This is a genomic window from Acinetobacter sp. CY05 (assembly GCF_059515805.1).
On the sequence record NZ_JCAKMW010000012.1, the window covers coordinates 56,993 to 70,637 of the forward strand.

General features: G+C 42.1%; 13 protein-coding genes. 6 read left to right on the top strand and 7 right to left on the bottom strand.

What is annotated here, in order from left to right:
- Positions 1-7: 7 nt before the first annotated feature.
- Genes AC5YCD_RS09895 through AC5YCD_RS09905 form a run of 3 tightly spaced genes read right to left on the bottom strand, consistent with a single transcriptional unit; the run spans position 8 to position 3,808 of the window.
- A complete protein-coding gene (locus AC5YCD_RS09895) occupies positions 8-1,387 on the bottom strand; it encodes an LLM class flavin-dependent oxidoreductase (protein WP_496129878.1) in 1,380 nt (459 codons plus the stop codon).
- Entirely contained in the window at positions 1,387-2,598 is a 1,212-nt protein-coding gene (locus tag AC5YCD_RS09900) for an SfnB family sulfur acquisition oxidoreductase (RefSeq protein ID WP_496129879.1), read from the bottom strand. Before AC5YCD_RS09900 ends, AC5YCD_RS09895 begins: the two co-directional genes overlap by 1 nt.
- Before the next feature lie 10 nt (positions 2,599-2,608).
- Positions 2,609-3,808 carry an SfnB family sulfur acquisition oxidoreductase gene (locus AC5YCD_RS09905; RefSeq protein WP_496129880.1) on the bottom strand — a complete coding sequence of 400 codons (1,200 nt, stop codon included), beginning with the start codon at positions 3,806-3,808 and terminating at the stop codon, positions 2,609-2,611.
- Between the two features lie 480 nt (positions 3,809-4,288).
- Between AC5YCD_RS09905 and AC5YCD_RS09910 the strand changes: the two genes are divergently transcribed.
- A complete protein-coding gene (locus tag AC5YCD_RS09910; RefSeq protein WP_496129881.1) occupies positions 4,289-4,786 on the top strand; it encodes a Dps family protein in 498 nt (165 codons plus the stop codon).
- A gap of 71 nt (positions 4,787-4,857) precedes the next feature.
- Here the strand turns inward: AC5YCD_RS09910 and AC5YCD_RS09915 are convergent, their stop codons facing one another.
- Positions 4,858-5,505: an IclR family transcriptional regulator gene (locus AC5YCD_RS09915; RefSeq protein ID WP_496129882.1), complete on the bottom strand. Its 648-nt coding sequence runs from the start codon at positions 5,503-5,505 to the stop codon at positions 4,858-4,860.
- A 150-nt stretch (positions 5,506-5,655) separates the two neighbouring features.
- Between AC5YCD_RS09915 and AC5YCD_RS09920 the strand changes: the two genes are divergently transcribed.
- The 3 genes from AC5YCD_RS09920 to AC5YCD_RS09930 all read left to right on the top strand — a co-directional run bounded on the left by AC5YCD_RS09920 (position 5,656) and on the right by AC5YCD_RS09930 (position 9,883).
- On the top strand, positions 5,656-7,908 hold the full coding sequence (locus tag AC5YCD_RS09920) for a cytochrome P450/oxidoreductase (RefSeq protein WP_496129883.1): 2,253 nt from the start codon (positions 5,656-5,658) through the stop codon (positions 7,906-7,908).
- Between the two features lie 48 nt (positions 7,909-7,956).
- A complete protein-coding gene (locus tag AC5YCD_RS09925) occupies positions 7,957-9,330 on the top strand; it encodes an MFS transporter (RefSeq protein ID WP_496129884.1) in 1,374 nt (457 codons plus the stop codon).
- Positions 9,331-9,673: 343 nt separating this feature from the next.
- Positions 9,674-9,883, top strand: coding sequence for a cold-shock protein (locus AC5YCD_RS09930; protein WP_122902335.1), 210 nt, complete (start codon positions 9,674-9,676; stop codon positions 9,881-9,883).
- A gap of 48 nt (positions 9,884-9,931) precedes the next feature.
- On the opposite strand, the gene uraH is transcribed toward AC5YCD_RS09930, so the two are convergent.
- Together uraH and AC5YCD_RS09940 are read right to left on the bottom strand one after the other, a co-directional pair.
- A complete protein-coding gene (gene uraH, locus AC5YCD_RS09935; protein ID WP_496129885.1) occupies positions 9,932-10,330 on the bottom strand; it encodes a hydroxyisourate hydrolase in 399 nt (132 codons plus the stop codon).
- Between the two features lies 1 nt (position 10,331).
- On the bottom strand, positions 10,332-10,823 hold the full coding sequence (locus AC5YCD_RS09940; RefSeq protein WP_496129886.1) for a heme-binding protein: 492 nt from the start codon (positions 10,821-10,823) through the stop codon (positions 10,332-10,334).
- A gap of 120 nt (positions 10,824-10,943) precedes the next feature.
- Between AC5YCD_RS09940 and AC5YCD_RS09945 the strand changes: the two genes are divergently transcribed.
- Positions 10,944-11,606, top strand: coding sequence for a heavy metal response regulator transcription factor (locus tag AC5YCD_RS09945; protein WP_496129887.1), 663 nt, complete (start codon positions 10,944-10,946; stop codon positions 11,604-11,606).
- 2 nt (positions 11,607-11,608) lie between these two features.
- Positions 11,609-13,000, top strand: coding sequence for a heavy metal sensor histidine kinase (locus tag AC5YCD_RS09950; RefSeq protein ID WP_496129888.1), 1,392 nt, complete (start codon positions 11,609-11,611; stop codon positions 12,998-13,000).
- On the opposite strand, the gene AC5YCD_RS09955 is transcribed toward AC5YCD_RS09950, so the two are convergent.
- A complete protein-coding gene (locus tag AC5YCD_RS09955; RefSeq protein ID WP_496129916.1) occupies positions 12,936-13,631 on the bottom strand; it encodes a cupin domain-containing protein in 696 nt (231 codons plus the stop codon). The two genes, AC5YCD_RS09950 and AC5YCD_RS09955, sit on opposite strands and share 65 nt — an antisense overlap.
- Positions 13,632-13,645: the final 14 nt, after the last annotated feature.

A 13,645-nucleotide genomic window follows, 5' to 3' on the forward strand; every position in this document is an offset into this window, starting at 1 on the left:
CCTAAAATTATGCACTTATGTGTTGTGAAGTGATGTTTTGATCAATTCGGTAATTGTGTACGGGATGGTTAGAGCCTAAACGATCACCTTGACCGATAAGTTTGTGGCGTAAGCTGCCTTCTTGATAAGCAGTCTTATAGCGGCCGCGTTGTTGCAGTTCGGGTATCACGTAACGAATGAAATCTTGATGTGATTCAGGTGCAACCGTACGGGTCAGGTTAAAACCGTCAATGCCAGTTTCATCTAAATAATCAATCAATTGCTGTGCTACGCTTGCCCCACTGCCAATAAATAGCGGATAGCGTCCGCCCAATATATGTTGTTGTTTGAGGTCAGCAACGCTAACACTTTGTTGTTTAAAGCGTTGATTCACAGAAGCAATGCTATTGGTTTTTTGGTAGGGAATGGCCTCATGTTCTGAGAAACGCGCTAAATCTATTCCCACTGAACTTGAAAAATGTGCCAGACCGGCCTCTGGGCTGGCATAGCGACAATATTCAGCAAATTTTTCGTGGGCCTGTGCATCTGTTGCTGCTGTAACCACAGTAATGCCCACAAATAACTTGAGCAGCGCTGGATCACGTCCTTGTTGCTTAGCCAAGTGCCGAATAGTGTGTACTTGCTTTTGAACTTTTTCAGGTGTATCTGCACCAATAAACATCGCTTCAGCATGCTCGGTCGCAAAACTTAAACCACGGCTTGAAGCACCCGCTTGAAACAAAACGGGCGTGCGCTGGATAGAGGGTGCGACTTGAAACACCCCTTGGCTTTGGTAAAATTTACCTTGATGGTAAATCGCATGTACTTTAGTGGGGTCGGTAAAAACCCGAGCTGCTTTATCTTTTTGAACCGCATCTTCTTGCCAAGAACCTTCCCAAAATTTATAGCATAGGCTTAAAAATTCTTCGGCCTGTTCATAACGTAAATCATGTTCAGTTAAGCTGGTCTGACCGACTAAACGTGCTGCGCTGTCTAAATAGCCTGTGACAATATTCCAGCCAATCCGACCTTGGGTTAAGTGGTCTAGGCTGGCAAAGCGCCGTGCCAATTGATACGGATTCTCATAGCTTAAATTCACGGTAATCCCAAAGCCCAAATGTTGTGTCACTGCTGCCATGGCAGACACTAAAGTACTTGGGTCGTGGCTTGGCAACTGGATGGATTCTTTTAAAGTTAAATCTAAACTGTTTTGATAAACATCATAACTGCCCGTAATATCAGCGATAAATAAGCCATCGAATAAACCTTGTTCTAAAGTTTGTGCCAAGTCTATCCAGTAGCTGAGTTGATCGAAACGATGTGATTCATCTCGTGGATGCGTCCATAAGCCATGATTAATATGCCCTACACAATTCATGTCAAAGGCATTGAGTAAAATCTGTTGCATTACAAAGTCCCTCGACGTGGTGGCAGTGTGCCATTTAATGCAAATTGCCCAATAAAATAATATTTCCAGCGTGCAGCATCATGTAAGGTGTGTACCCGTGCATTGCGCCAAAAGCGGTCTAAACCTGCTTCACGTTGGCTCCCGCGGCTACCTGCCAGTTCAATCAATTTAGAGGCAGCTTTAAGCGCAGTTTCTGAACTATGGGCACGTACTTTGGCCACATCAATCGAAGCTTTGGCCACATTGTTGGCATTAGGCTCGGGGTAGGCAGCATCAATCGATTGTGCCGCTTGCTTGAGTAAGACTTCGCTGGCGCGCACATCGACTGCAATCCGACCAACTTCATAAATAGTAAGTGGATCTTGAGCGGCGCTATCAACTTGAGCATCAATCCAAGGACGTGCTTGATGAATACGTGAGCGCATTTCTTCGAAAGCAGCACGTGCAATTCCAACTTCGATGGCAGCATGCATAATTTGCGCAATTGGGCCAACGAGGGTGGGCTGTGAAAAGGCAGTATCAAAGGGAATGACATCTTCGGCAGCGACAGAAACTTGATGAAACTTAACTGTGCCGCTGCCTGTGGTGCGTTGACCAAAGCCGCTCCAATCATCAATAACTTCTAAGCCTGCACTTTCTCTTGGAATAAAAGCTAAAAACTCTCGTTGCTCGGCATCTTTGACCAAAGTTGGAATACGGTGTGCAAATAAACTGCCTGTACAATAAAATTTCTCACCGTTAATCACGTAGCCCTGTTCAGTTGCTTGTATGGATGTCTGTTTTAGACTGGCATTTTTGGTTTTAAACTCGGCAAGAGCATTACCAAAACGAGCACCTTGTAATACCTCTTGATACAGTTTTTGTTTTTGTTGTTCATTTCCTGTATTACGTAATACCTCTAAAGCATAGAAGTGATTTTGTGGAATTTGTCCAATTGAACCGTCTACACCGCTCATCAATGCAATCACTTTGGCAAGGGTTAAACGAGAGACTTCAGCCCCACCATAGATTTTAGGTACTGTAATGGCCCATAAACCCGATTGACTATAGGCTTCAATGTGTTCAAAAGGTAATAGGCGTTTTGCATCACGCGCGATTGCACCTGCTTTAAACTGCTCAGCTAACTGTGCTGCAATGGCTAAGGCTTCTGCGTCGGACTCAATCACATGCGCATGCTGGCGAGAGGCTTCAATCACTTGATAAGAGGTCATATTGTTCTCCTTAAATCCACGCATGACGTGCAGGTAACACATCATTTAAGTAATAGTTGCCAATGGCATGAATTTTCCAGCGTACTGGATCGTGTAGGGTATGGACACGCGCATTGCGCCAATGCTGATCAAGGTTATGTTGACTTAAGCTTGCGCGACTACCGCCAAGTTCAAGCAGTTTTTCTGAAATGTGTAAGGCAGCGTCGTTGGCATAGACTTTGGCCTCTGCCACCAAAATTGAAGCTTTGGCGGCGTCCTCAAAGCTCATATTATGTTGGGCTTCAAGCTGGTCTAAGTAGTCTGCCGCTTCATCGAGCAGTAAGATGGCTGCATCCAATAAAATGTTTAAACGACCCACTTCATGCAGGGTGTAATGCTCAAGGCTGGCTTTATCTACACCACTGTCGATAATCGGACGTGCCTTATGAATGGCGGTTAATGTATCGGCAAAAGCAGCTTCAGCAATGCCAACATCAATCGCGACTTGTAACAGTTGTGAATATGCACCGCGATAATTAGGAGTTTGAGTTAAAATTCGTTCATCAAAAATTAATAAAGGATCAATAGCAACGTGCTCAAGTTTCACGGTGCCACTTGAGGTAGTACGCTGACCAAAACCGTCCCAATCGTCAATCACTTCTACTCCTTGAGCATAACGATCCACCAACGTCAGCACCACATGTCCTTCAGGATGAATGGCTTTAATCGCCAGCCAATCGGCGAATTGACTGCCTGTGGAATAAAACTTTTCTCCATCGACAAAATATTGACCGTTTTCATGGCTTAAATGTGTGGCTAAGGTTTTGGTATCTTTGGTGTTTTTTTCAGGCCCACCATTGGCTAAACGTTTGCCTTGCAAAATTTGCTCAAATACAAACTGTTTTTGCTGCTCTGTGCCCATCAGTTCAATCAGGTACAAGAGGCTGATTTGATTTTGTGGAATTTGTCCTAGACTCGAATCGGCTTTATTGAGAATACGAAACACATGTGCCAAGGTCTTATGCGAAATACGTGCACCACCAAAAGATTTTGGAATACGCATACCGCCTAAACCACGTTGACTAAAGGCCTCAATTTCATCAAAAGGTAATAGGCGTTGTTGGTCGCGCAGGTTACGACCAGCTAAAGCCAAATCTGCCACTTGATATGCTGCAGCAATTGCCTCTTGATCCGAGTGAATATGTTGTGCTGGAGGATGTAAACGTGTCATAAAGCATTCCTTATCTAATGCCGACACGTTAACCAAGCGCATTTTGCAAGAGAAATGGCGATTTATGCAGAAAATAGCAAAAAAAGTGTTTAACAGAAAAAGCCACAAGTAGTAGCAAAAAAGTGCTAATCTAAGTCTTTGATTTTTTTATTTTTTTAGGTGGTGTACTGTTGATTTTTAGACACTATGGTCAGGCATAGATATGCGTTAAAGAGATATCTAAACTTAAAAAATGTATAAATTGCAGCAATTAAAGCAACACAACAGTCTAATTTTTACCACGACATCACAAAAGCATAGAGTAATGCCCAAGACAGTGATGATAAAGGTCTATACATATCAGTCAATGCACTCAGTAGCTTGCAGCAAGATGTTGAAAATTGCTCAACAAGTACAGCATTTTTGTTAAGCTTTATACTGATTATTACAAAGCATGCTATGGTGTTTGGGCTGTGAATCAATAAAAAATGGAGTCATATTGTGGGACATAAAAACCAACCCAAATCAGCCAAAATCAATATTGGTATTTCAACAGAAGATCGCAGTAAAATTGTAGAAGGACTCTCACGCTTACTCGCGGATAGTTATACACTGTACTTAATGACGCATAACTTCCATTGGAACGTGACAGGGCCACAATTCAATAGCCTACATAATATGTTTATGCAACAGTACACTGAACAATGGAATGCCTTAGATATTATTGCAGAGCGTATTCGGGCCTTGGGATTCCCTGCACCAGGTACGTATAAACAATTTGTTGCGCTGGCGTCTATTCAAGAAGTAGAGGGCGTACCCAAAGCAACCGAAATGATTCAAATTTTAGTGAATGCTCATGAAGCTGTGGCACGTACTGCGCGTGGTATTTTTGAGGTAGTGGATGCTGCTAATGATCAGCCGACAGCAGATGTACTGACACAACGACTCGATGTTCATGAAAAAACAGCTTGGATGCTCAGAAGCTTATTAGAAGAGTAAATGTGAAATTTAAATCAGCCAAAAAAAACGACCAGAGATGGTCGTTTTTTTTTGGCTGCTGCTTGAGGAGCTTAAGCTTCGCCACTTAAGGCCAATGCTGCACGTTGTAAGAACGGCAAATAACGTGCAATATCAATCTCGCCCAATTGAGTTACACCTAAGGTCATGTGGCGTTTGGGGATCGGCACATATAAACCTGCAGCACCTTGTTGCAATACATTTTGTGAATAGGCATAGCCTTGCTGGCGTACCTGCTCTAATTGGCTGTGTTGATGGGCATCGGTTAATAAGCTTGCCAACACTTGACCTGCTGCCGCAATGCCAATGGGATGCCTTGAACCTAGTTGATAATTAATTTTTAGCAATAAATTCTCTGGAAAAGCAGTCTTGACCACCACACATTCTTGTCCTTCAGCAATGACTAAGGCGCTGGGCATATTGGTCAACTGTGCTAACTCATCCAAAACCACTTGAGCTTGTAAAGGAATAAGACGGCTGTAGCTGCTATATAAGTCAATCACTTTGCTGGCCAATTCGACCTGATTACTGAGGTTAACCCTCACCAAACCTTGCTGTTCTAGGGTGTGTACAATCTTATACATCGTAGTGCGATTGATCTTGAGTGCACTGGCAAGTTCAGCAATGCTCAGCTGCGCATTTTTTTGCGCCACATAATTTAAAGTGATTAAACCTTTTTCTAAAGTTTGTAGTGTATCCATTATGATTCTCTGATATATTTAATTTATAAAATTATGTATCGCTTTTTATTTGTCGATGGATTGACAAGTTGAGCGCGCTTAAAGTAGGCTATATTTTATGAATTAGAACAAGATGTTCCATATTAGAACAATGGATGAAGGATAACAACAATGAATAGCTACGTGGCCAAGGAAGGGGCAGGCTGTCCGTTTCATCAGCTGCAAGATGCAGCCAAAAGTTTTGATTTCTTTGATCAGGCTTATCAACAAGATCCTGCGACTGCCTTGCACGATTTTCGTGAGCAGTTGCCGATTTTTTACTCTGAAAATATGGGCTATTGGATCGTCACCCGTTATGACGATGTCAAAGCTATTTTCCGTGATCCAATTGTCTTCTCAGCGTGTAATGCACTGGAAAAGCTTACACCCAATAGCCCAGAAGCAGATGCGATCTTAAAAAAGTATCACTATGCAATGAATCGCACCTTGGTCAATGAAGATGAACCAGTGCATATGCAACGCCGCCGTGCTTTATTGGATGCCTTTGCACCACAGCAGCTAGAAACACTTAAACAATTTGTACATAAGCTGGTAACAGAAAAAGTTGAGCAATTTGCCCATAAGCAAAAAGCTGATTTAGTCGCAGAATTATTCTGGGATGTGCCTTTAATGGTGGCGCTGCATTTTTTAGGTATTCCTGAAGAGGATATGCAAGAACTGAAAAAATTTGCTGTGGCACATACTGTCAATACTTGGGGTCGTCCAAGTGTAGATGAGCAGTGTGCTGTCGCTGAGGGTGTGGGGCAATTTTGGCAATACTCGGGTCAAGTGCTAGAAAAAATGAAGCAACAGTCGGATGGTCAAGGCTGGATGTATGACATGATTGCGCAAAATAAAGCCATGCCGGAGGTGGTCACCGACAATTACCTGCATTCTATGATGATGGCGATTATGGTGGCTGCACATGAGACCACATCATTGGCTGCAAGCAATGCAGTGAAAGTATTACTAGAACGTCCTCAACTTTGGCGGAAGTTGTCTCAACACCCGGAACTCATCCCTCAAGCTGTAGAAGAGTGTTTACGTTATGCAGGTTCTGTAGTGTCTTGGCGCCGTCAGGTGACACAAGATATTCATTTTAATGGTATTGATTTTAAAGCAGGCGATAAAATCTTTTTAGTCTCTGCAACGGCCAATCAAGATCCACGCCACTTCAATGCACCAGATGAAATTGATCTATATCGCGATAATTCTGCAGAACATCTCACCTTTGGTTATGGTGCCCATCAATGTATGGGACGTAACATTGGACGCATGGAAATCTGTATTTTTATTGAAGCACTTACTCGTCATTTTCCGGATTTAAGGCTCTGTGATCAAGAGTTTGTATATTTAGCCAATACATCGTTTCGTGGTCCTAAAGCGCTGTGGGTTGAATGGCAACATGAGCAATCCACTCCAGCGCGTATGGATTTTAAAATAGGTCCACCTGATTCTAAGCAACTGTATCGTCAGGTAAAAGTTCAACATATTGAACAAATCAATGCACGTTGTAAAAGTATTGAACTGGTGGCAATAGCAGATGACTTACCGACTTGGCAGGCGGGCGCGCATGTTGAGCTACATCTGCCTAATGGCTTACAACGTAAATATTCTTTATGTTCGGCAGTGGATGATCAACACTACCGCATTGTGGTCAAACATGCCGACAATAGCCGTGGTGGTTCGGCGTGGTTACACCAACACTTAAAAGTAGGTGATGCTTTAGATATTCGTGGCCCTAAGAACTTTTTTCAACTCAATCTGCAGGCGCAGCAACATGTATTGCTGGCAGCAGGGATTGGTATTACGCCTATTCTCGCTATGGCGAACCAACTTAAACAACACGGTCGTGATTATCGACTCATTTATTTAGGAAGAGATGAGGCACAAATGCCGCTGTTGGATGAGGTTTTAGCTCGACATCCACAGACTGAAGTTTATCTAAGCCACATACAACGACTGGATTTGACCGATTTATATCAAAGCCTTGCGCCACAAACGCAGTTATGTGCGTGTGGTCCGGCAGCTTTGCTCGAGCAATTACAGCAATTACATTGTAATGATGCAGTCGAACTGACGATTGAACACTTTAGCGCTTTAAACCTTGAGCAGAATAATCAAGCCTTTGAAGTTGAGCTGATGAGCAGTCAACGTACATTGCATGTTACAGCAGAGCAGACCCTATTGGAGTGTTTGCTTGAGCATGGCGTGGAGATCAGTTCAGATTGTAAAGAAGGCTTATGTGGCAGTTGCCAAGTGGAGGTAGTAGAGGGCGCCATTGAACACCGCGATAAAGTACTCACTCCCACAGAGCGTGATGCCATGCGACGTATGATGAGTTGCTGTTCACGTGGTCAAGGAAAAATCAAAATTAATTTGTAAAACAAGTAATTAAAACATCTGTCGTTAAGGAACAACGAGGACATGTCTATGAGTGAAACGATAACAACAACTGCAAGTGCACCAGCGGCACATGATACCAGCGCAGATCGTAAAGTTGCTTATGCAACGATTGTCGGTACCACCATTGAGTGGTATGACTATTTTGTCTACGCTGCTGTTGCAGGCTTAGTCTTTAATCAACTGTTTTTCACACCAGCAGGGCCACTATTTGCAACATTGTTGGTTTTTGCTTCGGTTGGAATTAGCTTTTTATTTCGTCCACTAGGTGCTTTTATTGCAGGCCATTACGGGGATAAAATTGGTCGCCGTGCAATGTTAGTGATTACCTTAATTTTAATGGGAGGATCAACAGTTGCCATTGGTTTGCTTCCTACCTATGCCAGTATTGGTATAGCAGCACCTATTTTGTTGATTTTATTGCGTATCTTGCAGGGTATTTCAGCAGGTGGTGAATGGGGTGGTGCGGTATTAATGGCAGTTGAACATGCACCTAAAGAAAAGCGTGGTCGTTTTGGCTCTTATCCTCAGCTAGGGATTCCTTTTGGATTGCTGTTAGCTTCTTTGGTATTAGTGATTATGACTAAATGGGTTGCGCCTGGAGAGGCGTTTACCGAATGGGGCTGGCGTGTACCTTTCTTATTAAGCGTGGTTTTGTTATTGGTGGGCCATTGGATTCGCCGTGCCATTGGTGAGAGCCCAGTATTTGAGGAAATTAAACAACGTAAAGCCACGAATGAACAGCCAATTAAAACCTTATTCAAAGATCATAAGTTAACGGTGTTTTTAGCTGCATTACTGTGTGCTGGAACCACAGGCTTAGGATATATGACCACAGGTGGTTTTATTCAAAACTATACCACCAATCCAGCAGGTCCAATTGCGCTAGAACGTTCAACAATTTTACTCTTAGTCACACTTTCAGCTGTAGTGTGGGCATTTTTTACTTGGTTCTCGGCAGTATTATCAGATAAGTTTGGCCGTAAAAAAATCTATATCTTAGGTGCAGTTTTACAATTGGTTGCTGCATTGGTGGTATTTCCACTGGTGGATACTGCAAACTATGCAGGAATTGCTTTAGCTTTATTCTTTTTGTCTATGGGCGTTGGCTTTACCCATGGTGTTAATGCAATTTTATATACTGAACTGTTCCCTGCATCTATTCGTTTTTCAGGTATTTCCATTACCTATGCGATTGGCTCAATTATGGGCGGTGCCTTTGCACCAATGATTGCGGCATGGCTGATTGGAGTGTCAGGTTCAACCACGTTAGTGACCATCTATCTCATGTCATTAGCAGGTTTAGCCCTGTTGGCGATCTGTTTGCTTAAAGATCGTACCGGTATGCCACTTGAATCGCGTTATGAAGCTGAGCAAAATCAGTCGCCATTTATTTGGAAATAAAATTTATCAAAGCCCCAATAATTGGGGCTTTTTCTGTTTTAGCTAGGGTCGTTTCTATACTCTAGTCATTCAAGAGTAGGCATTTTAGCCTGTAATTGGGAATTATTGCTGCTAGAGTAGACCGTTGGTCAAATAAATAGAAAAAAACCTCGTATATCTGATGTTTTTACTTTAAAATAAAACTTCAACATAAAAACGATATTTGGTTGGTGTTTTTTTTAAATTTCGGTGTGTTATTTATTAATTCTTCGCAGTCTAATTTTCAAACTAAAATCTCAATACGTTTTGAAGTCAAATCTCTTTTATGCACATGCATAAATATTAAAATGAAATAGGTTTTTATATGTCAAATACTATGACTGGTACAGTAAAATGGTTTAACGAAACTAAAGGTTTTGGTTTTATTCAACCTGAAACTGGTCCAGATGTATTCGCACACTTCAAAGAAATTACTGGTTCTGGTTTCAAAACATTAACTGAAGGCCAAAAAGTGTCTTTCAGTGTTGTTGAAGGCCAAAAAGGTCCTAGCGCTGTAAATATTGTTGCACTTTAAGTCTGCAATATAAAAAAAGCCTGATCAAATGATCAGGCTTTTTTTTGTTTAATTACCACGATATGTAGAATAACCATAAGGGCTCAGTAATAACGGAATATGATAGTGCTCAACAGAACCATCAGTTTGAAAAATTACGGGTACTTCAGGGAAGAACGTCTGTTGTTGTTTGGCTTTAAACCAGTCACCAGTCTTAAAGGTTACTTTATAAGTTGTGTTGCTGAATTTTTGCTTTTCTGGAAATAAAGCGCTAATACGGCCTTGTTGATTGGTCTTTGCTTCAGAGAGCTTAACCCATTGACCATTTTTTTGTTCTTCAAGCACCACATGTACATTGGCAGAAGGTAGGCCATTTTCCAAATTTAGTACATGAACGCTCAGTGGGTTTTGGGCCATAGCTTGAGTTGTAAATAAAACAGTGCTCATGGTTAAAAGTTTAATGAACATATTATTTTCCTTTTAAAGATAGATGTTGTTGGGTGATCTGTTGAACTGCCTGATTGGCGCATGCATGGTCCTGCTCAGAGCCACCAGCACCTGCCACACCGAGGGCACCTAGCAATTGCTGGTCAACATAAATGGGGATTCCACCGCCTAAAAGTAGCAAATTATCTAAAGTGTTTAGATTCTGTGCATCAGGATTGCTTTGAGCCTGGCGCATAAATTGCAGGGTTGCTGTTTTGGTTGAAAATGCGGTATAGGCTTTTTTTTGCGCAGCAATTAAATTGTGTGGGCCCACTGTTTCATGGCGTTGACTAAAGAGCACTTGCCCACCTTGATCGAGCACTACCACAGCCGCAGGCTGACTCAATTGTTGGCAGCTCTGCATGGTTTTCTGTCCAAGTTGCTGAGCAAAATTTAAATCCATCGCATAGTGCGTGGGTAAGGCCCAACTCATGCTACTCATCAGTAGCACAGTTATGCCCAGTATGCTTTTCATGATTTTTCATCCAATCTCATCTGATGCCACAAGCTTAATCAAAACTTTGCTTGGATAAGATGACAATCAAATTACTGATTTGTAATGTGCCTAAGGCTAGATTTTATTTACAATAGCAGTATGAAAATTCTTATTGTTGAAGATCAGCTGAAAACAGCTGAATTCCTTGCTACAAGTTTAGCCGATTCAGGTTATTTTACTGAGCATTGTCAAAATGGTCGGCAGGCCTTAGTTCACCTCCACAATGAGTGTTACGATTTGGTATTGTTGGATGTCATGTTGCCAGAGCTCGATGGCTGGCAGGTGTTACAAACGCTAAGAACTTTTTCTAATACGCCAGTGCTTATGCTCACCGCCAAAGATGATGTATTAGATCGTGTTAAAGGTTTAGAGTTAGGTGCAGATGATTACTTGGTGAAGCCTTTTTCTTATATCGAACTTTTGGCACGGATAAAAAGTGTTTTACGCCGTGTGGGCCATAGTGAACCGACCGCTTATACCTATCAAGATTTAAAGCTTGATCTTGTGCAACATCAAGTCACACGTGCTTCTCACACTATTGCATTAACCGCCAAAGAATTTGCTTTATTACATCTGTTTATGCGTCATCAGGGTGAAATTTTAACGCGTGCTCAAATTGCTTCCGCAGTATGGAAAATTAACTTTGAGACAGATACCAATGTGGTTGATGTTGCGATTCGACGTTTGCGCAGTAAAATTGATGATGACTATACCACTAAGCTGATTCATACCATTCGTGGTATGGGCTATCGTTTAGGATGAGTATGAAATCGCTCACTCTGGTACAGCGTTTAAGTTTGGCGTTTAGCATTGTCAGTCTGCTGGTGTTTAGCCTCATTGGTTGGTTGTCATATCAGAATATGCAACATATTTTAGATCAGCAGTTGCAACAACAGCTGAGCGCACGTATTGAGCGTATGAGTGTGTTTTTGCAGCATCCTGATAGCCTAAATTTGTTGATACAGTATCCCAAATTGTATCAAAATATGGTGGGTGAAGCCGATAGCTTATTGATTTTAAAAGATCGTCAGCAGACGTTAATTAATATTAATCCACAGCAGTTACCATTGCCGCAGCTGTATAGTGCTGGACAGATCCAATTTGTAGATATCAATACCCATAGCCTTTCTATGCGCTTAGCCTATCAATCCTTTGAGCATCGGGGTCAGTATTATGACTTGATTGCAGGTAAGGCGAGCCATGAACATAGGCAAACCTTAATCGCGTATTTACGACAATTAGTGTTGTATAGTGTGTTAGGGATTATTTTGTCGAGTCTATTGGGGGCTTATCTAGGGCGACAGATTCTATCTAGCTTGACTCAATTGATTGCTGATGCACAAAGAATTGATTTAAATCGGTTGTCGCAGGTATTTAATGCTCAGCCATCGAGTCCAGAACTCAGTACGCTAGCGTATACCCTGAATCAGATGCTGATCAAGATTGAAAATAATTATTTGCAATTGGCTCGTTTTTCAGCCGATATTGCTCATGAATTACGTACGCCTTTAAATAACCTGATGGCACAAACGCAATATGCTTTATTAAATCAATATGATGCTGAGCAATATGCGCAGCTCCTCGATCGGCATTTAGACGAGTATCAGCGTTTAAATCAGATGATTAACAATATGTTATTTATTGCTAGAGCAGAGCAAAACAATACCGCGTTGACCTATCAAAAGCTAAATTTAAAAGTGGTGCTTGAGGAGCTAGTCGAATACTTTGAATTATGGGCTGAAGAAAAGCAGATGTCTTTTCAGTTAAGTCTAGAGGTCGAAACTGTCTACGCTGATCTTGAACTTATACAAAGGGCTTTATCAAATTTAATCAGTAATAGTCTGCAATATGGGCAGCCTCAGCACATCATTCAGATCCATGCTTATCAACAACAGCAGACCGTGATTGAGGTACTTACCCCAAATGTGCAAATTGCTGAACAACATTTAGCCCATTTGTTTGAACGCTTTTATCAAGTGGACAGTACCAGAACACAACAACAAGGTGGCTTAGGCTTAGCCATTGTGCGCGCCATCATGCAATTGCATGGCGGTGAAGCAAAAGTTCAAAATACGCAAAAGGGTGTGGTATTTAGTTTGATCCTGCCTCGGTCTTCTGCCATAAATGCATCGCATGCAGCAGATGCCCACGTTTGAGATATAAGATGGTATCTGGATCTGATTGAGTAAAATGCAATTGATCGTGCGCGGCAAGACGTAGCCATGTGCCTTGAGTGAAAACAGTCTTATGCGTATGAAGTGCCCCTTGTACAATCAATAATTCTACACCTTGTGGGTCTGAGAGGCTAAAAGGATGGGCCAAGCGAGGTTTGAATAAATAGGTGTTCTCATATGGATCTTGGTACAAGTCTAAACGTAGCCCATAGCGTGTATTCACCCAAAGTGACGCATCGTGTGTATTGATGCGAACTGGTGTTTGTTCTGTGGCTTGCATTTGCATGAGTTTGACAAAAATAATGCAACCCGTTGCACTTGATGGTTGATGCTGGGATTGATGGGGATTACGTAAATACCAACCTTGCGCATAATGTTGCTGGTCATTTTCTGTAAATATGCCAGACAATACTAAAATTTCCTCCCCCAACGGATGATCATGACTCGGGAAGTTTGCACCTTGTGGGTACTCAACTAAACTGGTAGCACGGGCACGCTCTTGTCCAATGCGTTCTAGCATCACGCGATTCACCTGTCCGCCAGGGGAGGGTGTCCAATGATAATCTTCCGGACACAAAATAACGGTTTGAGTAAAATCGGCGTGTAATTGCATGGCCATATTTGATC

What these genes read in the sequence shown, in the direction of transcription:
- AC5YCD_RS09895 (WP_496129878.1), bottom strand. Translation starts at nt 1,387, where the DNA reads ATGCAACAGATTTTACTCAATGCCTTTGACATGAATTGTGTAGGGCAT.
- AC5YCD_RS09900 (WP_496129879.1), bottom strand. Translation starts at nt 2,598, where the DNA reads ATGACCTCTTATCAAGTGATTGAAGCCTCTCGCCAGCATGCGCATGTG.
- AC5YCD_RS09905 (WP_496129880.1), bottom strand. Translation starts at nt 3,808, where the DNA reads ATGACACGTTTACATCCTCCAGCACAACATATTCACTCGGATCAAGAG.
- AC5YCD_RS09915 (WP_496129882.1), bottom strand. Translation starts at nt 5,505, where the DNA reads ATGGATACACTACAAACTTTAGAAAAAGGTTTAATCACTTTAAATTAT.
- AC5YCD_RS09920 (WP_496129883.1), top strand. Translation starts at nt 5,656, where the DNA reads ATGAATAGCTACGTGGCCAAGGAAGGGGCAGGCTGTCCGTTTCATCAG.
- AC5YCD_RS09925 (WP_496129884.1), top strand. Translation starts at nt 7,957, where the DNA reads ATGAGTGAAACGATAACAACAACTGCAAGTGCACCAGCGGCACATGAT.
- AC5YCD_RS09930 (WP_122902335.1), top strand. Translation starts at nt 9,674, where the DNA reads ATGTCAAATACTATGACTGGTACAGTAAAATGGTTTAACGAAACTAAA.
- uraH (WP_496129885.1), bottom strand. Translation starts at nt 10,330, where the DNA reads ATGTTCATTAAACTTTTAACCATGAGCACTGTTTTATTTACAACTCAA.
- AC5YCD_RS09940 (WP_496129886.1), bottom strand. Translation starts at nt 10,823, where the DNA reads ATGAAAAGCATACTGGGCATAACTGTGCTACTGATGAGTAGCATGAGT.
- AC5YCD_RS09945 (WP_496129887.1), top strand. Translation starts at nt 10,944, where the DNA reads ATGAAAATTCTTATTGTTGAAGATCAGCTGAAAACAGCTGAATTCCTT.
- AC5YCD_RS09950 (WP_496129888.1), top strand. Translation starts at nt 11,609, where the DNA reads ATGAAATCGCTCACTCTGGTACAGCGTTTAAGTTTGGCGTTTAGCATT.
- AC5YCD_RS09955 (WP_496129916.1), bottom strand. Translation starts at nt 13,631, where the DNA reads ATGCAATTACACGCCGATTTTACTCAAACCGTTATTTTGTGTCCGGAA.